The organism is Marinomonas sp. HM11-D (assembly GCF_057626615.1).
Map to the genome: position 1 here is coordinate 132,189 of NZ_JBMMKT010000008.1, position 20,067 is coordinate 152,255.

The window sequence follows — 20,067 nt, forward strand, 5'->3', positions numbered from 1 at the left end:
TTTCCTCGGAAAAGCTAGTTACTTACTGTTCACGCTCTGACGGCATGAGACAGGAATTTAGACATGCCAAAGCACAATCCTTGGCATCGTTTGCAAGCAATAAACGGCGGTATTTTTGTTGTTGTAGGCGTTTGAATGGCATCGGAACCGATGCGTGCGGGAATGGTATGCTGGTTTGTTGATCAACTCAACGAAATTCTAAACAGGCGTTAGAATTTCGTTGAATTAGGCCTGTTATAGCGTCAAAAAAGGCTTTTAACAGACTAAATAGCCGCTTTTTGCTAAAATGGGCTGGTGTAATACCAAGCAATACGCTCGCCCGTTTGTGCCGATTGCTGGGCTAGATTCATCGCATACACCAACTCACAGGCATGGCGTTTAGACACCGGCGCTTCGCCGCGACCTTGGATCGCATCGGTCAGTTGCTGGTAGAAATCCACATAGCGCCCTGCACCGATGGCTTCTGCTGAAACACTAATATCATCTTGGCTTGGCGCGTTATAACGCAGGGCTTTTTGCACTGGGCTAGCGAAGTCTGCTTGGCCCGGTAACTCGCCAGCGCGCAAGGCGTCTTCTTGGGCATCCAAACCATAGCAATGCCAGGAACCTGCATCAAAACGCGCGTTGTAGCGGCGCATCTCACCCGCTTCAAACAAACTAGCCCCCAAACGCACACGACGCTTGCCGTAGGCCAGTTCAATATCGAAGGTATCAGGCGCGGCGCCGTCTTCTCGCAGTGTATCGATATTGGCCTGAATCCAGTCAGGTATACCCAATAGCGCCAAGGCTTGGTCCATCACATGGGGACCCAGATCCCAGAAAATCCCAGTACCCACACCTGGCTGCTCGCGCCAACGCTGTTGCACGACAGGACGAAAACGATCAAAACGGCTTTCTAACTGCTTAAGCTGGCCTAATTCACCCGTTTCCACCAGCTCTTTTAAACGCAAGAAATCCCCGTCAAAGCGGCGATTTTGATAAACCGTGAAGGTTAAACCTTTGTCGTAGGCAATACGGCACAGCTCTTCGATTTGCTCGATTTCCGTCACCGATGGCTTTTCTAGCAAGACGTGTTTGCCAGATTTCAGCGCTAACTTGGCTTGCGGGAAATGCAGTTCATTAGGCGTGGTAATCACCACCAGATCAATTTCATCGCCTGAGATTAAGGCATCGGCATCACTGACCACGGTGACATCAGGCCAGTATTTATGCACTTCTTGAGGTTTAGAGGAGCAAATATAGGACAACGTCATCTCGGCTTGATGCGCCACAAACGGCGCGTGAAACACACGGCCAGATAAACCAAACCCAATAATGCCAACTCGAATGGTCATAATGCTCCCCTTCTACTTCAGTTTATTTGCTTCATAGTAGCAGGGTTTTGGTTGCTGGGGCGCTTTGGTTTTTAGGTTCTGCGAGGCCTTAGTCTGTTTAGTTTGCTAGTTCTGTAGAGGGTCTGATTCTTGTATTCAATTTGCTTGCGCCTGTTTCGTTCCTCAACGCGTCAGCGCAAATCAAACACAAGACCCAGCCTTAAACCTTTTTAAATTTTGAATAGCTAGATTAAGTCAGTAACTTTTTATCCTCTCTATATACTCATACTATTAGCAAATACTGGATTGGAGTCGCATTTATGGCAGGAACGAACTTACTCGCGTTGATTGATGATATCGCCACGCTATTGGACGATATCGCGCTGATGTCAAAGGTAGCGGCGAAGAAAACTGGGGCGGTGCTCGGTGATGATCTAGCGCTGAATGCTCAGCAAGTCACAGGCGTGAGTGCGGATCGTGAATTGCCGGTGGTGTGGGCGGTAGCGAAAGGTTCTTTTATTAATAAACTGATTCTGGTGCCATTGGCGCTGTTGATTTCCGCCTTTGCCCCTTGGCTGATTACGCCCCTATTGATGATTGGTGGTTTGTACCTTTGCTTTGAAGGCTTTGAAAAGATCCTCCATAGCCTGACCCACAAAAAAGAGCACAGTGATCAGCTCAATCTGCCAGAGGGTACAGATTTGGTGGCCTATGAAAAGGACAAAATCAAAGGGGCCATCCGTACCGACTTTATCCTTTCCGCTGAAATCGTCGTGATTGCCCTCGGCACGGTACAGAGCGCTGCCTTTATCAGCCAAGTGCTGGTGGTGTCCTTGATTGCCATCGCCATGACTATTGGGGTTTACGCCATCGTCGCAGGCATTGTGAAGATTGATGACCTTGGCCTTTACCTGAGTAAGAAACACCCACAAGGCTTACTAAACAGCGTCGGAATGGGACTGATCACCCTCGCCCCTAAACTGATGAAAGTACTGTCCGTACTTGGCACCATCGCCATGTTCCTCGTCGGCGGCGGCATCATCGCCCATGCTTTACCCCATATCGAAACGCCACTCGAATCCTTACCACCAGCATTAGAAGCCATTGTTTCTGGACTCGTGCCTATGCTGATTAACTTTGGTATTGGCTTATTGGCTGGCGCCTTGGTGTATCTGGCTTGGGAGTATGTTGTAGGGCCTTTGGTGTCGCGGGTTCGCTAGCTTAAGGTTTGCAAGGCATTTAGATGGTCTGACTCTTGTATTTAATTTGCTTACGTTCACAAGAGCAAACCTAACCAGCGATCACCTTCGCCGTAGATAAAATGTGATAGACCAAACTTTGTACTACAATACAAACATATGTAAGACAAAGTATTCGAGGTGCTTTATGGGTACAACCACAATCAGGCTGCCAGCGGATCAGGAAGAGACGTTAGAGCAACTGGCACAACAGTTACAGCGCAGTAAAAGTTGGATTATCAACCAAGCGCTTACGGACTATGCAGCTAAGCAAAAACTAGAGCAAACGCGCTGGAATCAAACGTTAGAGGCGATGGAATCCGCTGCTCAAGGAAAGGTAATCGAAGCCGACGAGGTTCATAACTGGCTTGAAAGCTGGGGCACAGATCATGAACTGGAGGCCCCAAAGCGATGACCACCAAATTGGTTTACACGGACGAAGCCATAAGTGACTTGAAACGCCTACGAGATTTTATCAAACAGAACAATCCTAGCGCTGCACAACGGATTGCCTCCACGCTAATAAATCGCATGAAAACACTGCAAGACTTCCCACAGTTAGGAAAACCGGTCGAACGCTCACCCGTGCCTGGAAGTATCAGAGATATGGTGTTTGACCAATACATTGTCCGCTACTCCGTCCACACCAGCACCGTCATTATTTTAAGAATTTGGCACGAACTAGAGAATGCACGCACTGTTGATGCTAATTAGGGCTGTAGGGATGCAAGTCCTCAGCTTTGGTACTGCCTGTTTTGTAGATGGTCTGACTCTTGTATTCAATTTGCTTGCGCCTGTCTCGTCTCGTTCCTCGACACCGACGCGTCAGCGCAAATCAAACACAAGACCCAGCCCTAATGAAATTAAATATGGTAGAGAGTATTTTTTAAGAAACCATTAAAATAGACACATATAAATCATCTGAAAGGTACATATCATGTGCGAGAAATATGAAGATAAATATGTAGTTTTTATTGATATCCTAGGTTTTAAAAAACTTATTGATGGTGATGAGAGTGAAGCTAAATCTGCAAGTGAGATAGGAAAAATATTAGATTACTTTCTACCTACTAAGTTTAAAGAATTTATTCAACATAGTTTCTCTAATGAAGAATATGCTGATGAAGAGTTTGACCTTACTAGCCTACAAATAACTAACTTTTCAGACTGCCTAGTTATTTCATTTGGTGATCAAGAAAACCTAAGTATGAATGCAGATATTGCATATTATGTAATCGAAGCCATAGCAAATATTTCAATGATATTGGTAAGAGATCATCAAGTTCATCTAAGGGGTGGTATGGCTTTTGGTAAAGTCTGTCACTGCGAAAGTAAGGTCTATGGTCCTGCTGTGAATCATGCTTACAAAATAGAAAGTGAGTATTCAAAATATCCCAGAATTCTAATTGAAGGCTTAGAACTTCCAGATACAGATGCTTTAGGATTTCAGAAAACACATAAACTCATAAAGCCTGTATATGAGAAAGGCTCAAACTTCCTTGAACTGAATATCGCCAACACTATCTCATATACAAAAAACACTAGATATGACTTTAACGATTACGTTAGGTCTTTCAGAGAAAAACACAAACTATCGACAGATAATGATTTAAAAGAAGTTATAAATTCTTGCCGGAGCCTTCTCTCTGAAATAGAAAATAATCCTTCATTTTATGAGAATGAAAGCTCGCTAAAAGTCTGGCAAAAACATAAATGGATTGTCGATAAGCTCGATTCTATGGATGTATAGATCTTCCCGTTTGCCTGATTTGCGCTGACGTGTCGAAGCTGAGGAACGAAGCAAAGACGTTGCGCAAGCAAATCAGGTAACGGGAAGAAGTCTCCCACTGACTGTCGCGGAAGACCTATCAAACACCGAAACTGCAGAACCTACAAAACTTCCAATTTAGCGAAGGACAAAACCAACCACTTGGTGCCGGCGTCGTCGAAGTTCACTTGAACGCGGGCTTGTGGGCCTTGGCCTTCGTAGTTGATGACCAAACCTTCACCGAAGATCGGGTGTTTAACGCGATCACCCATGGAGACGTTGGTATCCGGTACGGTGTGGCCTTGTAGGATGTTTTGGTTCTGACGCTGCAGCGTCGCTGAGTAGTCCGGACGCTGAAGTGATACAGGGCGAGCCACTTGCGAGCGTAAACGTACTTCTTCCAAACACTCTTGCGGAATTTCACGAATAAAGCGCGATGGGCTGTTAAAGGATTCCGAACCGTATAAACGGCGGGATTCCGCGTAGGTGATGTACAGCTTCTGCATGGCGCGGGTGATGCCCACGTAACACAAGCGACGCTCTTCTTCGAGACGGCCCGGTTCTTCAAACGACATACGACTTGGAAAGAGGTTTTCCTCGACACCCGCTAGGAACACCAATGGGAACTCTAGACCTTTGGCAGAGTGCAAGGTCATTAGCTGGACCGAGTCTTGGTATTCGTCCGCCTGCGCTTCACCGGCATCCAGTACCGCTTGGTCCAAGAACGCCATCATTGGCGAACTGAATTCTTCATCGGTCTCGAGCCAGTTAAAGCCGCTGGCGGCGTTGACCAACTCTTTTAAGTTTTCCACGCGGGCTTCGCCCTTCTCGCCTTTTTCCTTTTCGTGATAAGGAATTAGGCCCGCTTCGGCGATGATTTGATCGAAAATATCACCTAAGCCAAGATCAGGGTTCTGTAGCGTCCCCGCCATGCCTTGAATCAGCTGCATAAAGCCTTTGATGGCGTTGGCAGCACGGGCTGGCAATAGGCTATGGGTAACGATTTGATCCGCCGCTTGCCACATAGAGCAGCCTTGGTCACGAGCCATCTCACGGATGGTGCCGATGCTGCGCTCACCAATGCCGCGGGTCGGCACGTTGATCACTCGCTCCATGGCGCCATCGTCGTTCGGATCAATCGCCAAACGAGCGTAGGCCAAGGCATTTTTGATCTCCAAGCGGTCATAGAATCTGTGTCCACCGTAAATGCGATAAGCAATCTGTTCCCTAACCAGCACTTCCTCGATGACTCGAGACTGGGCGTTGGAACGATAAAGGATTGCCATGTCTTTCAAGGCGGTGCCGTCATCGCGCCACTTTTTGATGATCTCGATAATAAAGCGTGCTTCGTCCTGCTCGTTAAAGCCAGCGTACACGGAAATCGGCTCACCTTCGCCACTGTCGGTCCACAACTCTTTACCTAGGCGATCATCGTTGTTGCTGATCAAGCCGTTAGCGGCTTTTAGGATATGGCCGGTAGAACGGTAGTTTTGTTCCAGACGAATGGTATGTAAGTCTTTGAAGTGCTTTGATAAGTTTTGAATGTTCTCAATCTTGGCACCACGCCAGCCGTAAATTGACTGGTCGTCATCACCGACCGCGGTAATGGTGCCAGATTCACCCACCATGAGACGCAACCAAGCGTACTGAATGGTGTTGGTATCCTGAAACTCGTCCACCAGTACGTGTACAAAACGCTGCTGGTAATGGCGTAGCAAAGCGGGTGTGGTCAGCATCAGTTCATGAGCACGTAGTAGTAGCTCACCAAAGTCCAACAGACCGTTTTTCTCACAGGCTTCTTCGTAGTGGTAATACATCTCACGCATACCACGGGAGAATGGATCGTGGCTGTCAGGCACATGAGCCGCGCGACGGCCTTCATCCTTTTGCGCATTGATAAACCAACACACTTGCTTCGGCGGCCAGCGGGTTTCATCGATGTTCATCTCACGCATGATACGTTTGACCAGACGCTGCTGATCGTCACTGTCCATAATCTGGAAGTTTTCTTTCAAACCTGCGTCACGCCAGTGGGCACGCAACAAACGGTGTGCGATTCCGTGGAAGGTACCAACCCACATACCTTGTGGCGGTACACCAACCAGCTGCTCAATACGGCCTTGCATTTCACGGGCCGCTTTGTTGGTAAAGGTCACCGCCATTAGGCTATAAGGAGAGATTTCGTAGGCGTGCATCAACCAGGCAATGCGATGCACCAGTACGCGTGTTTTACCTGACCCTGCGCCCGCTAACACTAGGCTGTTTTGCAGTGGTGCCGCCACCGCTTCCCGTTGCTTATCGTTCAAAGCGTCGAGGATAAAAGAAACATCCATTCGTATCCGCCAATAAAAAGTTCATGAAAAATAGGTTGATTTTTGACCAGCTTTGCGTTTTTTATATCACTGAAGTCTTGATGTCTGTCTATTTTGACTTTTTTCACCTGTCGATGACAGTGATGTGTGCATTTCTGTCATCCGAAATGGACCTAAGAGGGAAAAACGATGAGTACGCCAGCGGAAACTATTTCCGAAGTTAAAACAAACTTGTTATACGCTTCCATCAGCCTTAAAAAAGAGGAAAACGAGCGCAATCAAAAGGAAGACAGCGCACGCATGCTCAAAGCACGCCGAGCTATCGAAGCCTATTTAGACGAACGACGCTTAAATAACGCGATCGCCGACGGCTGGGACGAATAGTCCTTAGCAACAGATTCTTTCTGGCAGTCCCTTAGGTCGTGCCAATGGGACTGCTCACCCTTTATCACCTAGATCTGATCCAAGAATCTGGGCAAGGCTCCCTTTTACACCGCTTTTATCCCCCCGCCGTTTGTCAACTTTGGTCGCATTTGGATACAGAATGCCGTTGTTTTTATAGCGAACAGCCGAACTCTGGAGTACCATTACGGCTGGTTTTTTTAACGTCAACGCATAATAAAAACAGTACATAACCCTTGCGGGGAGTCACCATGTTCGAAAACATTCAAGTTGCACCAGCTGATCCAATTCTCGGCTTAAATGACGCTTATCGTAACGAAACAAACCCAAACAAGATTAACTTGGGCGTGGGTGTTTACAAAGATGAGCTTGGCGCAACACCTATCCTTAAGTGTGTTAAGCAAGCTGAAGAGCATTTGGTTGCCACTGAGAAAACGAAAAGCTACTTGAGCATCGAAGGTACTGAAGCGTACCGTAAAGCCGTGCAGGAATTGCTATTTGGTGCGGATCACGATGTCATCACGAAACAACGTGCTCACACAGCGCAGTCTCCGGGTGGTACTGGTGCGTTACGTATTGCGGCTGAGTTTATTAAGAAACACATGCCAGGCGCGACCGTTTGGGTAAGTAACCCAACTTGGGCGAACCACCAAGCAATTTTCCAGTCAGTTGGTCTAGAAGTAGGCAGCTACGCGTACTATGACGCAGCAACGAAATCGCTAGATTTCGAAGCTATGCTAGCTAGCCTTTCTCAAGTACCTGCAGGTGACGTCGTACTGTTCCACGGTTGCTGCCATAACCCAACCGGTATCGATCCAACCACTGAACAGTGGGCACAATTGGCTAAGCTTTGCAGCAAGCAAGGTTTCTTGCCGCTATTTGACTTCGCTTACCAAGGTTTCGGTGCGGGCTTACAAGAAGATGCTGCAGGTCTACGCGTGTTCCTAGAACAAGCACAAGAAATGTTGATCGCGAACTCATTCTCGAAAAACTTCGGTTTGTACAACGAGCGTGTCGGTGCCATCACTGTTGTGTGTGAAACAGCAGAACACGCTGAAGCGGCGTTCTCACAAGTGAAACGTTGCATCCGTGCGAACTACTCTAACCCACCATCACACGGTGCGGCAGTAGTTACTGAAGTGCTAACTAACCCACAGCTACGCAGCCTATGGGAAATGGAACTTCAAGCAATGCGCGCACGTATCCAAGAGATGCGTAGCCTATTCGTTAGCACATTGCGTGCGAAAGGCGTTGAGCAGGACTTCTCGTTCATCTCACAACAGAACGGTATGTTCTCTTTCTCTGGCCTAAACCCAGATCAAGTAGCGCAACTACGCACTGAATTCGGTATCTACATTGTTGGCTCTGGCCGTATCAGCGTGGCTGGTATGACTAAAGACAACATGGAACCACTATGTGAAGCCATTGCTAAGGTTCTTGCGAACTAAGCACTGATCGCTTAATAATGAAAAGCCAGCTAGGGCATCCCTTAGCTGGCTTTTTTATTGTCTAACGTTTATGACCTAACGCTTGGAGTGCGACATGACCGCTACGTTGATTTATTGCTATGACCCTATGTGCAGCTGGTGTTGGGGCTTTCGCCCAACTTGGACCGCACTGCAAAAAGCCCTAGCGAAACGTATCGATCGTGAAGAATTGGTGATTCAACCGATGCTCGGTGGCCTAGCCCCCGACTCTGATGTGCCCATGCCGGACGCCATGCGTCACAAACTCGAAGCCACTTGGCAACATATCGCGAGCGAATTGGGTACAGAATTTAACTATGACTTCTGGCGCACAACAGAACCGCGTCGTTCAACCTACCCTGCAAACCGTGCCTGTTTGGTGGCGCGTGACGAGAATCTCGAGATGGAGATGAACCATGCAATCCAGCAAGCCTATTACTTAGAAGCCAAAAACCCATCCAATCTTGATGTGCTGGCCGATTGTGCCGAGCAGATTGGCCTCAATCGCGATGGTTTTCTACACAGCATGCATTACGTGCAACAGGAAGGCCTAGTGGAAAAAGAAATCGACAACGCGCGCCATATCGGTCTCAATTCCTTCCCTTCGCTGGCGTTACTGATTGGCGAAGAGCTGCTCTATATCCCGATCAACTATCAAGATCACACGCCAATGCTGGCTCAGATTGAACAACGCTTAAAAGCCGTGAACGATTGATTTACAAGGCTTTATCTAACGCTTCCAAGAGCTGATTCATATCTTGCTGACTGGTGTAGTGCACAAACGATAAACGTAAAACACCAGTCTTAGGATCGATTCCCAATCCCTCTAGTAGGCGCACGGCGTAGAAATGCCCAGCACCGCAGATAATGCCTTGCTTAACCAGTTTTGATGCCAGTTCCTGCGGCGTTTGCTCGGTACCCAGCAAAGAAACGGTCGAGGTCCGCTTGCTAAAGCTCGATGGTCCCACCAAGGTAAGCTTAGGATGCTGGGACACATAATCCAGCAATTGAGGTAATAAGGCGGCATCCGCATCCTGTAGCAATTTGCGCACATTGCTTGCTCGTACGCTGATGTCTTTACTGCGCTCAAAATGATGATCGTGCAGCCGATCAAAGTAATCCACCACGCCTCTGGCGGCGGCGACTTGGGCATGATCAGGGCCCGCGGGCACAAACCATTTATGACGGTATTCGCCATTAAAATAATGCCCTTGATTACCCAGCTTGAGCGCCACCTCTTGTCGCACCACCATCACGCCTAAATGAGGCCCAAAGGCTTTATACAGTGAGAACAAATAAATATCCGCCCCGAGATCCTTCACATCAGGAAAACCATGGCCTGCATAGGCGACGCCATCGACCACCGTCCATACACCCGCGGCTTTAGCCTTGGCACAGATCTTCTTCACTGGGTTAATATGCGCCACCACATTAGAGCAGTGGGTAAAGGCCAATAGCTTGGTTTTATCACTAAAAAGTGTATCCAATTCTTCAGGATCTAACTCACCTGTTATGGCATTAACCCGCCACTCCTTAATGTTGATGCCTCGCTCAGCGAGTCGACGCCACACTCCAATATTGGCTTCATGATCTTGATTGGTAACGATAATTTCGTCGCCTGCTTGCAGAAGGTGAGCAAAGGCTTGCGCCAACACATAGGTGTTTTGCGAGGTGGAAGGCCCTAAGTGCAGTTCTTCTGGTAAGACATTGAGGTAACCGGCTAGGCGGTCATGGGACTCGTCCATTTGCCGCCCCGAATCCTGCGACACCGGATGCAAATGGTAAGGTTGGATTTTGTTTTGATGGTAATAGCGATTGAGATGCACAATCACCGGCAGACAGGCATAGGAGCCACCGGCATTATCAAAAAACGCCTGACCCGCTAAGGTCGGTTCATCAAATGCGGGAAACTGTGATCGTACAAACTGCAAATCCAATGCGGACATCTCGAGTGCCTCCTACCCTGACTTATGCTATCTAAGCAGTATAGGAGGACTCGGCGAAAATGCCTGCTCGTACACAGAAAATCCATGTTAGAGCAAAGTGTTAGGCGTTAGCCAAAATCGTGGTTAATCAGGTCAAGCATGGGATTGTAGAGGGTTTTGGGTGCTTTCTCAGACTCGCTTGGCTCATCTTTCGCTGTCACTGAAGTGATGCTAAGGGATGCCTCTTCCTCTGTTTCATCGGTTGGCAACAGATCTTCTTCCTTGATCATCACATCTTCCAGCGCAAAGTCGCTTGGCTCCAACAGCATGCCAGCGGCTTCCTCTGCTTGGCTGTCCATTTCAGGCAGCTCAAGCACCTCTGGTTCGTCGATCGGTTCCGCTACAACGGCAGTTGCTTCTACTTCAGCAGTTTGTACAAAGCGCGCTAACTGTTGTGCCAAGGGCTCAATGCCCTCATAGGTCACATTCACCGCCAGCCAATTACTTGCTTCTGGCTGCGCCGACAGATAGTCGCCAGGCACCACACCATGGCGATGCTTGGCCAACAGTTGAGTTAATTGCGCTTCCGATAACGCCTGATTCAATTGCAACCACAGGGTTAAACCGCCTTTGCTACTGGCAAAGCGCACGCTATCACCTAAAGCGTTTTCTAAGAGGCTTTTTGACTTCTCGGCCACAGACCAAATTTGACGGGCACGACGCATCAAAGAATGACGTTGTGACGGCTGCAACGCATCCATTAATGCCTGTTGTTGCGGGTCACTAAGGGCTAAATCGGCGCATAATAACGCGCCTTCCAACGCTTGATATTGCCCAGGAATACACCAAGCGGCATTGCGATCGACGCCTTTGGATTCGACGCCACCGATGTACACCACTTGGTTTTTCTCATCCAGTGATTTGTAAGTCATCAAGGTGGACGATTTGTACCCCAAATGGGAAGTCATATCCCATTCAATCGCCGGAATCTCCAGCTGTTGTAGAATCGCCAGCCAACGACGCAGACTTAAGTTAGAAATCTCGCTACCACTAGGGAAGGCAAACTGACTCGGGAACACCACCATCTTGATGGCATCATCACGCAGACAGCGCACCGCTTCATCTAGGTCCACACCGCGCTCACCGGCCGCTAAGGTAAAGACCTCGCGCCCTAGGCTGATCAAGGTTGAGGTCAGACGCGGATCACAAGGGGTAATCACCAATACGGCATCGCCCACTTGCGTTAGGGTTTGTACCGCTTGGGTGTACATCGCCAAGGGCGAACGACCTAACCAAATATGCGAAGGATGAGCATTAATCGCTACTTTGCGTAAGTGCTCACTCACCGCTTCACGGACCGCCAAATGGCCTTTACCTAATACCGGCAGGTCGGATTCAGACGGTTTGAAAACAGGGTTCAGGAACTCATCGCTCTGATCCACCATGGCTGCACGATGAGACAACGCCGACCAAGCCATTTTCTTGCTCAAGCTGTCACTAAATTGCGATACACGATCCCCAGCCAACAGATGAGCATGTTTGACACTGGGTTTATGGCAAACAAAGTAACCAGACTTTGGGCGGGACTCGATCCAGCCTTCTTCTGCCAGAATTTCATAACCGTGGATAACGGTATTGAGGCTCAGCTCTAGCTGTTTGGCCAGCTTGCGTAGGGACGGCATCTTGTCCCCAGGGGCCAATTCGCCTTGGCTCATTTGTTCTAAAAACCAATCCACTACGCCTTTATATAGAAAGTCCGCCACGGTCTCTGTACCTTTAATTTGGAAATCTTTACATTCTGTATGAACCTTAGCGAATCACGCTAAAATGACAAGTGTTTCCCAGCGCCAACGTGCAATATTGCGGTAATTCGCTAAATTTAAGGTACAATTCAGCCCCGTTTTCAAACTGTAGTGGACACCTAACGCATGGCTTTTGATGCAAACACACTTCGAAACCAGTTTCCCATTCTCAAACTGGAAGCCAACGACCATCCTTTGGTCTACCTCGACAATGCTGCCACCACGCAAAAGCCCCAAGTTGTCCTCGATGCCTTAATGGCCTACTACACCACCAGCAATGCCAATGTGCATCGCGGTGCTCATTACTTAAGTGACCGCGCCACGGCGCAGTTTGAACACGCCCGCGATCGTGTGGCACGCTTTATCAATGCTGAACAAGCCGATCATGTGATCTGGACCAAGGGCACCACAGAATCGATTAACCTAGTGGCCTATGGCTTGGAATGGTGCTTAAAGCCGGACGATGAAATCCTGATTACCAGCCTTGAGCACCACGCTAACCTGGTGCCTTGGCAGCAACTGGCGTTTCGTACCGGAGCCCGCCTACGTGTATTACCACTGACCTCAAAGGGGGAATGGGAGCCGGAATACGAGCATTACTTTAATGAGCATACGCGCATTTTTGCCTGTACTCAGATTTCCAATGCCATTGGCGTAAAAACTCCAGTGCACGAAATGTTAGCCGCCGCCAAAGCGGTAAACGCCTTCACCTTGGTGGATGGCGCGCAAGCGGTCGCTCACTATCCGATTGATGTGCAAGCACTGGATTGCGACTTCTATGTCTTCTCCGGCCATAAGATGTACGGCCCCACAGGCATTGGTGTCTTGTATGGCAAGCCGCACGCCTTAGAGGTGCTTACGCCAGTACAAACCGGCGGTGAGATGGTGCGCCATGTAACCTACAACAGCACCGAATTCAATGTGCTGCCATACCGTCTTGAAGCGGGTACCCCCAATATTGAAGGCGTAATCGGTTTGGCCACTGCCTGTGATTTCTTGGCGGCGCAAGACCGTGACGAGATGATTCAATGGGAGCAAAGGCTGGCTCGTTATGTGTATGACGAGCTGAAGTTTAATACCGCCATCGAGATTTACTCGCCCGCCACCGAAACCACGGTCGTTTCTCTAAGCGTGCCAGGCATTCATATTATGGATTTAAACGGCTATTTGGATAGCCAAGGGGTCGCGGTACGCGCCGGTAGCCACTGTGCCCACCCATTGATGGCACAACTGGGCGTCAGCAGTACCCTGCGCGCCTCGTTTGCTTGTTACAATACCCTGTCGGAAGCGCGCCGCTTCTGTGATGTTTTACTGGAAGCCATTGAGATCTTAGGTGATGACTGATTTAAGCCGCGACGCCATTCAAGCACGACTGCAAGCCTGCACCAGCAAAGAAGCCACCTTCAAAGAGTTAGTGAGTCTTAGCAAGCAGCTCGAGCGCCTAACCGATGCGGATAAGACCGAAGGGAATAAGGTAAAGGGTTGTGAAAGCGCCGTATGGCTGATTGAGCGCCAAGAAAACGGTGTTTGTACCTTCCAAGCGGACAGCGACGCCAAGCTGATGCGTGGCGTGCTGGTAGTGATCCTAAGCCTTGCCAATGGCCATAGTAAAGCCGAACTGCAAGCCATGGATCTGGTCGCAGAGCTAAACCAGTTCAACCTTTCCAGCTACCTGACCAGCTCCCGCACCAATGGCGTGTTAGGTATCCTGAATCAAATAAAAAGCTGAAGCAGATTCAGGCCTAATCTGTCTCTGCTTTGTTAGAAAATAAAACCGCTGATCCCTAAAGCAATAAACATCACGCCGGTGATGCGGTTAATCGCGACTAAATGGTTTTTCAGGATATGGGATACCTTGTCGATCGCAGACGACACCAAAATATGAATCACTAAGGTAATCAGCACCAGCTCCAACGTCAGTACAATGGCATCACGAATAAAGTTCGCTTCGTTGGTAATAAACATCGGAAATAAGGCACCGAAAAACACCAAGGTTTTCGGGTTCAACAGTGAAATCAGTACACCATTTTTAAAGCCATAGCCTTGCGCGGCGATGGTCATCTCACTTTTGGCGTAATACAGCGCTTTAGCCCCCAAATAGGCAATATAGCCACTGCACAGCCAGGTCATTACCTGAAACGCCATTTCACTGGAATGAATCACTGCTAACAACCAAGTATTGGCCAACAAGGATGCCAGCATCAGCCCTGTGGCAATACCAAAGATCACCGGCAAGGTACGACGCAGATTATGATTAATGCTATTACTGACCACCGCCAAACCACCAGGACCAGGGGAAGCGGCAGACGCCAAACAAACGGCCAAAAAGGCTAACTGACTTTCCATGTTTCGCGCACCTCTTGGGCCTTTATTAGGATGATTGATTGGCTTTTAGCGCTAGCTTCTCAAGCACTCGTCCTACCGCGACAAAACCAAAGGTGGCGGTGACCACTGTGCTGGAGCCAAAGCCGGTTTCGCAGTTCATCTTGGTTTCTGTATCCCCTTTCTCGCGAGTTTCGCACACTGTACCGTCTGTCTGTGGGTATTTCAGTTGCTCTAATGAGTACACACATTCAATTTCGAAGCGTTTTTTAGTATCGCGCGGGAAGTTGTAATGACGACGTAGATAGTTGCGAAGCTTAGCCGCCAGCGGGTCTTGCTCGGTACGAGACAAGTCAGCGATCTGCACTTTGGTTGGGTCAATCTGGCCACCGGCGCCACCGACGGTAATCAGCTTACGCTTATTGCGCTTACACCAAGCAATCATCGCCGCTTTGGGCTTTAAACTATCAATCGCATCAATGATGTAATCAAACGGCTGATCCAATAGCTCAGGCACGTTATCCGTGGTGATAAAGTCTTCTACGCAGTTTACTTGGCAGTTTGGGTTAATCAGTTTAATTCGCTCCGCCATAGCATCCACCTTGGCTTTACCAATGGTGCCGTCTAGGGCGTGGATCTGGCGGTTGATATTGGTGACACAAACATCGTCCATATCGATCAAGGTGATCTGACCGACGCCCGAGCGTGCTAAGGCTTCCGCACACCATGAGCCAACACCACCAATACCAATCACGCACACGTGGGCTTGTTGGAAAAACTCATAGGCTGTTTGGCCGTAAAGGCGACTAATACCGCCAAAACGCTGATCATCACTCACTCTTGAACTCCTTGCAGAATCTCGTCGATAAGGCAGAATGGCTTTATTATGTCTGATCTAGCTGACAATCGATTACGTTGTGTCATAGCAGTACCGACGGACATCCCTGTCCGTGACGGTCGGATCGCCCATCCATGGGCTTAATACTTGCTATGACACAACTTCATCTAAGCTAGCATCGAAGCATCGGCACCATGCCACGTTCGACAACGTCTACATTTTTACGATTAATTAGGGTTTATGCTGCATCAAGTCTTAGAACAACTCGGCCTTAGCGAACGCGAAGCCACCTTGTATCAAACGCTGCTGAAATTAGGGCCAGCCTCGATTCGTGATATCGCCGAACAATCGGGTATTAACCGCGGCTCTGCCTACGAATCCTTGAAGCAGCTGCAAAGCAAAGGGGTGGTGAGTTACTTCCCGAAAGGTAAACGCCGTTTCTTTATGGCGGAGAACCCAGAGATTTTGCTCAACCTCGCTGAGGAGCGTAAGCAAAATATCGAGAAAACCATCGACTCGCTGAAGCACACCATTATTCCAAGCTTGGTACAGTCCCAGCCGACCTTCCATCACACCGATGTGCGTTACTATGAAGGTGATGATGGTATCGAATGGGTATTGCGTGATATTTTAAACGTGGTGTCTCAGCAAGACCATAAAGAATACTGTGTATTTTCCTCGAAGCCGATCCGCCCCTATTTGTACCGACCGTTTCCGACCTACACCAAACAGCGTATCAAGTTGGGCATTAAGGTAAAGGTTATCGCCCTGGGCGATGGTGGTGAAGACGCGGAGCTATCAGAACGTAAGTGGATCAAAACCGAAGACAGTGTCGACGCCAGCTACATCGCTATCTATCCACCGAAGTGTGCCATTATTTCTCTGGCGCGAGATAACTTTCCTTCTGCCGTGGTATTGGAATCAAACGATATTGCCAAAGCCCAGCAGATCATCTTTGATACTCTGTGGCGATTGCTGTAAATACAAGAACTACCAGTCTGTGAATTCTAGGATTGACTCCATCGGAGTCAGTCTTGGCCAGTCAACTTGTAAAGCATCAGACCAAAATTTAAATCTCGCATCTTCATCATAATCAGGTGACCTCCACTCAATAATATGAACATCCTTAGTTCGACCTGAGATAAGCTGATTGAGATGATCATCTTCCCCAGAGTAACCAAATAAAATCACTTCATCAGACTCTGAAATACAGGTAACTAAATGTTTCCAATAGGATTTTAGAACTTTAGAGGAGCTAATTATCGATGGTTTATGAGCAACATGAGTAAGCACAATATGTTTACCACACTTAACGTTTGTTCCACTTCCCTTTTTTATAATTCCCGACTCATTTTCGTGGTATAAAGGGGTTCCATGTAAATGTAGATAGTATCCCAGTTTGCTTTTGTTAATTCGCCTTAGATTATCCTCTTTAAAACCACTTCTCCAAAAGCCATCAATTAGATCTTTGCTGTAACCATCTAAGTTTTTACCTAATAAGGCGTCATAAAGCAGTGGGTCATAATTTAATGTAGCAATATGAGACTTTGTATTTGAAATAAAATCGCTTAGCGGCCCAAGAAACTCACTTGGTAGTTTATGCTGAGACTCATGAAAAGTTGATGCGACATCATGGACATAGTGTCTTATGACCATAGGGAAATTTTTCCCGTGATCTGTCAACCAATGAAGGTTTGAATCCTTTAAGTCCTGCCCCAAATTATCTAGAAAATTGCATGCGAAGACTGAAGTTTGAAGCTTATCTAAGTCTCCTTCACCTTCAGGAGAGCCTTTTTTTGTGAGGCATGTTTCAATTAATCTTTTAGTCTCAGAACTAAGACGTGTAGCAGGAAAAAAGTCACTATCATCACTTGCTCCCCAGGTATCTGATAGTGCCTTTGATAGTAGGTAGAACTTGCTATCAAGAGCCATCCCTAAGCCATTGCCAAAAATTATCGTTTTACGCCCAGACATCTCAAAGCCTCTTCCATGAATCATTTCCTGATTATATAAAAAAGCCCGAGTAAAGACTCGGGCAATCGTGGAATAACATAGCTGGGCCATGTTGACTTGCTCAGTACTCGCTAGCCAGCGAGCTTTTCGACGATCAGGCCGCGTTCGGCCATGAGTTCTTGGATATCGTAGATGCTGTTGGGATCGTCAATGGTCGATGGGATGGTGAATTCCTCGCCGGAGGCAATCTGACGCAGTAGCTTACGTAAGATCTTACCGGAGCGGGTTTTTGGTAAGCGTGGCACCACCATGGCGATCTTAAAGCAGGCCAAGGCACCGATTTCTTGGCGAACCAAGGCAATCAGTTCCTCTTGCACGCTCTCGGCTTGGTCTTCGTAGCCATTTTTCAAAAGTACCAAACCTAACGGCAACTGCCCTTTAAGATCGTCGTTAATACCAATCACACAGCATTCTGCGACGGCATCGTGCATGGCGACCACTTCTTCCATTTCACCGGTTGATAAGCGATGGCCCGCTACGTTAATCACATCGTCGGTACGTCCCATAATAAAGACGTAACCGTCTTCATCGATATAACCGCCATCCCCCGAAGTGTAGTAACCAGGGTAGGCTTCTAAGTAGCCAGATTTAAAGCGATCAATATCGCCCCAGATGGTCGGCAAACAGCTCGGTGGCAGCGGGCGTTTAAGCGCAATGCTGCCCTGCTCCATCGGTGGTAGAGGTTCTCCTTGGTCATCCAATACCTGCACTTGGAAACCTGGTGATGGCACGGTCGAAGAACCTGGCTTGGCGATTTTCATTTCTAGACCAATAGGATTGGCACAGATGGCCCAGCCGGTTTCGGTTTGCCACCAGTGGTCGACAATACATTTACCCGTAACGGCCTTGGTCCACTCATAAGTCGGCGGATCTAAGCGTTCACCGGCCATAAAGATCACTCGCAAACCAGCAAGATCTTCTTTGTTCAGCAGCTCAGCCTTTGGATCTTCTTTGCGGATGGCACGAAATGCCGTAGGTGCCGCAAACAAGGTTTTGACATCGTACTCTTTACAGACACGCCAGAACTCACCGGCGTTCGGCGTCATGATTGGCTTGCCTTCGTACATCACCGTAGTGCAGCCATAAATCAGTGGACCGTAAACAATATAAGAGTGCCCCACCACCCAACCCACATCCGAGGCCGCCCAGAAGACTTCGCCTGGGCTCATGTTGTAAATCGCCTGCATGGAGTAATTGAGTGCCACCGCATGACCACCGTTATCACGTACCACACCTTTGGGTTTGCCAGTGGTACCTGAGGTATAGAGGATATAGAGCGGATCTGTACCTTTCACTGGGGTACAGTCGGCGGGAGCGGCTTGTTCGACGACACTGTTCCAATCCAAGTCTCGGCCTGACTGTAACTCGGCGACTAGTTGTTCTCGTTGATAGACAATACAAGCATTGGGGGCGTGCTCAGCCTGTTTTAAAGCTTCATCGAGCAGCGGTTTGTAAGCAATAATTCGGCAGATTTCGATACCACAAGAAGCCGTGACAATGGCTTTCGGTTTGGCATCATCGATGCGCACCGCCAGCTCATGTGCGGCAAAGCCACCAAATACCACCGAATGAATCGCGCCCAGACGCGCGACCGCGAGCATAGCAATCAAGGCCTGCGGAATCATCGGCATATAGATAACCACGGTGTCGCCCTTCTCGACCCCTTGCTGTTTTAAGGCGCCGGCAAATAGAGAGACTTCGTCAAGCAGCGCTTGGTAAGTGTAGGTTTTCTTGGTGTCAGTGACGGGGGAATCGTAGATTAAGGCCGCTTGCTCAGCGCGGCCATTGGCCACATGGTGATCTAAGGCCAGATAACAAGTATTCAGCTCACCATCGGCAAACCATCGATCCATGCCGTGTTCGTCTTGCGATAACACGGTTTTTGGGAACTTGAACCATTCTAATGCGTGCGCTTTTTCACGCCAAAACGCCTCAGGCTCAGCGCAGGCGCGCTGGTACTCTATTTGATATGACATGCAGGCAGACCTTTTATGTTTATTCTTTGCCAAACCCAGATTGTTGACAATCTGAAACGTCAGAACCAAATATAGACCAATTATTAGCCAAAAAATCTAATACTAAAGGCTAATTTTTAGATAAATTATGCTTTTTGTCGACAAAGTGACCTTTTTTACGACTTTGCTCAATTACTTTAATACGTGCGGTGGCTTCATTTAGCTCTTTCAACGCACGGGTATGGTCTAGATCATTACTTGAGCTGCCCAAATGTTCTTCGGCGTGTTGTTTCGCAGCCAGAGCTTCTTCCATATCCAGTTCACCAGCACGTTCGGCGAAGTCTGCCAATAAAATGACCTTGTGTGGCTGAACTTCCATAAAACCACCGGAGATAAACATCACTTCTTCCGAGCCATCTTCTTTCACCAGTCGTGCACTGCCCGCTCTGAGTACGGTTAGCATGGGGGCATGACCCGGATAAATACCCACTTCGCCTAGCTCCGCTTGCACAACAACGTACTTCACAGGGTTGGAATAGAGCGTGCGCTCAACACTGACGATGTCGCATAAAATGGTGTGGCTCATGAAAACTCCCTTTTCTGGGTTAGGTAGAGGTTTAACTGAATGCATCAAGCCTTCCAGCTTTAGTGCAATGTACAACAATAAAGTGCCAGCAATATGGATGCCAGCAGATTTAGATCAAATACATTAG

19 protein-coding genes are annotated in these 20,067 nt (G+C 48.3%); 10 read left to right on the forward strand and 9 right to left on the reverse strand.

Annotation, left to right across the window (positions count from 1 at the left end):
• Positions 1 to 281: 281 nt before the first annotated feature.
• Positions 282 to 1,334 carry a Gfo/Idh/MocA family oxidoreductase gene (locus tag ACOSVP_RS12450; protein ID WP_487347833.1) on the reverse strand — a complete coding sequence of 351 codons (1,053 nt, stop codon included), beginning with the start codon at positions 1,332 to 1,334 and terminating at the stop codon, positions 282 to 284.
• 299 nt (positions 1,335 to 1,633) lie between these two features.
• On the opposite strand from ACOSVP_RS12450, the gene ACOSVP_RS12455 reads away from it, so the two are divergent.
• The 4 genes from ACOSVP_RS12455 to ACOSVP_RS12470 all read left to right on the forward strand — a co-directional run bounded on the left by ACOSVP_RS12455 (position 1,634) and on the right by ACOSVP_RS12470 (position 4,301).
• Positions 1,634 to 2,533, forward strand: a complete 900-nt coding sequence (locus ACOSVP_RS12455) for a DUF808 domain-containing protein (protein WP_487347834.1) — start codon at positions 1,634 to 1,636, stop codon at positions 2,531 to 2,533.
• Between the two features lie 166 nt (positions 2,534 to 2,699).
• The gene (locus ACOSVP_RS12460) at positions 2,700 to 2,966 is read left to right on the forward strand and encodes a CopG family ribbon-helix-helix protein (RefSeq protein WP_487347835.1); all 267 of its coding nucleotides are present in this window, start codon (positions 2,700 to 2,702) and stop codon (positions 2,964 to 2,966) included.
• Positions 2,963 to 3,265, forward strand: a complete 303-nt coding sequence (locus ACOSVP_RS12465) for a type II toxin-antitoxin system RelE/ParE family toxin (RefSeq protein WP_487347836.1) — start codon at positions 2,963 to 2,965, stop codon at positions 3,263 to 3,265. Before ACOSVP_RS12460 ends, ACOSVP_RS12465 begins: the two co-directional genes overlap by 4 nt.
• Positions 3,266 to 3,488: 223 nt before the next feature.
• Entirely contained in the window at positions 3,489 to 4,301 is an 813-nt protein-coding gene (locus tag ACOSVP_RS12470) for a hypothetical protein (protein WP_487347837.1), read from the forward strand.
• A 140-nt stretch (positions 4,302 to 4,441) separates the two neighbouring features.
• Here the strand turns inward: ACOSVP_RS12470 and uvrD are convergent, their stop codons facing one another.
• Entirely contained in the window at positions 4,442 to 6,652 is a 2,211-nt protein-coding gene (gene uvrD / locus ACOSVP_RS12475) for a DNA helicase II (protein ID WP_487347838.1), read from the reverse strand.
• A gap of 168 nt (positions 6,653 to 6,820) precedes the next feature.
• Between uvrD and ACOSVP_RS12480 the strand changes: the two genes are divergently transcribed.
• The 3 genes from ACOSVP_RS12480 (at position 6,821) to ACOSVP_RS12490 (ending at position 9,214) form a co-directional block, all read left to right on the forward strand.
• Complete coding sequence (locus ACOSVP_RS12480; protein WP_487347839.1) at positions 6,821 to 7,015, forward strand: PA3496 family putative envelope integrity protein; 195 nt, start codon at positions 6,821 to 6,823, stop codon at positions 7,013 to 7,015.
• Positions 7,016 to 7,284: 269 nt separating this feature from the next.
• Positions 7,285 to 8,481 carry an amino acid aminotransferase gene (locus ACOSVP_RS12485; protein ID WP_487347840.1) on the forward strand — a complete coding sequence of 399 codons (1,197 nt, stop codon included), beginning with the start codon at positions 7,285 to 7,287 and terminating at the stop codon, positions 8,479 to 8,481.
• Positions 8,482 to 8,575: 94 nt separating this feature from the next.
• Positions 8,576 to 9,214 carry a DsbA family protein gene (locus tag ACOSVP_RS12490; protein WP_487347841.1) on the forward strand — a complete coding sequence of 213 codons (639 nt, stop codon included), beginning with the start codon at positions 8,576 to 8,578 and terminating at the stop codon, positions 9,212 to 9,214.
• Position 9,215: 1 nt separating this feature from the next.
• On the opposite strand, the gene ACOSVP_RS12495 is transcribed toward ACOSVP_RS12490, so the two are convergent.
• Both ACOSVP_RS12495 and ACOSVP_RS12500 read right to left on the reverse strand, forming a co-directional pair.
• Positions 9,216 to 10,445 (reverse strand): aminotransferase class V-fold PLP-dependent enzyme, encoded by a 1,230-nt coding sequence (locus tag ACOSVP_RS12495; RefSeq protein ID WP_487347842.1) that lies wholly within the window; start codon positions 10,443 to 10,445, stop codon positions 9,216 to 9,218.
• Between the two features lie 107 nt (positions 10,446 to 10,552).
• The gene (locus tag ACOSVP_RS12500) at positions 10,553 to 12,187 is read right to left on the reverse strand and encodes an aminotransferase-like domain-containing protein (protein ID WP_487347843.1); all 1,635 of its coding nucleotides are present in this window, start codon (positions 12,185 to 12,187) and stop codon (positions 10,553 to 10,555) included.
• A 165-nt stretch (positions 12,188 to 12,352) separates the two neighbouring features.
• Here ACOSVP_RS12500 and ACOSVP_RS12505 point away from each other — a divergent pair, with 165 nt between their 5' ends.
• Together ACOSVP_RS12505 and ACOSVP_RS12510 are read left to right on the forward strand one after the other, a co-directional pair.
• On the forward strand, positions 12,353 to 13,570 hold the full coding sequence (locus ACOSVP_RS12505) for an aminotransferase class V-fold PLP-dependent enzyme (protein WP_487347844.1): 1,218 nt from the start codon (positions 12,353 to 12,355) through the stop codon (positions 13,568 to 13,570).
• A complete protein-coding gene (locus ACOSVP_RS12510) occupies positions 13,563 to 13,955 on the forward strand; it encodes a SufE family protein (protein ID WP_487347845.1) in 393 nt (130 codons plus the stop codon). Before ACOSVP_RS12505 ends, ACOSVP_RS12510 begins: the two co-directional genes overlap by 8 nt.
• Before the next feature lie 32 nt (positions 13,956 to 13,987).
• Here ACOSVP_RS12510 and ACOSVP_RS12515 read toward each other — a convergent pair whose 3' ends face one another.
• Together ACOSVP_RS12515 and tcdA are read right to left on the reverse strand one after the other, a co-directional pair.
• Complete coding sequence (locus ACOSVP_RS12515; RefSeq protein ID WP_487347846.1) at positions 13,988 to 14,572, reverse strand: LysE family translocator; 585 nt, start codon at positions 14,570 to 14,572, stop codon at positions 13,988 to 13,990.
• A gap of 25 nt (positions 14,573 to 14,597) precedes the next feature.
• Complete coding sequence (tcdA, locus tag ACOSVP_RS12520) at positions 14,598 to 15,386, reverse strand: tRNA cyclic N6-threonylcarbamoyladenosine(37) synthase TcdA (protein WP_487347847.1); 789 nt, start codon at positions 15,384 to 15,386, stop codon at positions 14,598 to 14,600.
• A gap of 240 nt (positions 15,387 to 15,626) precedes the next feature.
• Here tcdA and ACOSVP_RS12525 point away from each other — a divergent pair, with 240 nt between their 5' ends.
• A complete protein-coding gene (locus tag ACOSVP_RS12525; RefSeq protein WP_487347848.1) occupies positions 15,627 to 16,367 on the forward strand; it encodes a TrmB family transcriptional regulator in 741 nt (246 codons plus the stop codon).
• Positions 16,368 to 16,376: 9 nt separating this feature from the next.
• On the opposite strand, the gene ACOSVP_RS12530 is transcribed toward ACOSVP_RS12525, so the two are convergent.
• The 3 genes from ACOSVP_RS12530 to ACOSVP_RS12540 all read right to left on the reverse strand — a co-directional run bounded on the left by ACOSVP_RS12530 (position 16,377) and on the right by ACOSVP_RS12540 (position 19,940).
• On the reverse strand, positions 16,377 to 17,450 hold the full coding sequence (locus tag ACOSVP_RS12530) for an SIR2 family protein (protein WP_487347849.1): 1,074 nt from the start codon (positions 17,448 to 17,450) through the stop codon (positions 16,377 to 16,379).
• A 20-nt stretch (positions 17,451 to 17,470) separates the two neighbouring features.
• Positions 17,471 to 19,408, reverse strand: a complete 1,938-nt coding sequence (locus ACOSVP_RS12535) for a propionyl-CoA synthetase (RefSeq protein ID WP_487347850.1) — start codon at positions 19,406 to 19,408, stop codon at positions 17,471 to 17,473.
• Between the two features lie 76 nt (positions 19,409 to 19,484).
• The gene (locus ACOSVP_RS12540; protein WP_487347851.1) at positions 19,485 to 19,940 is read right to left on the reverse strand and encodes a F0F1 ATP synthase subunit epsilon; all 456 of its coding nucleotides are present in this window, start codon (positions 19,938 to 19,940) and stop codon (positions 19,485 to 19,487) included.
• Positions 19,941 to 20,067: the final 127 nt, after the last annotated feature.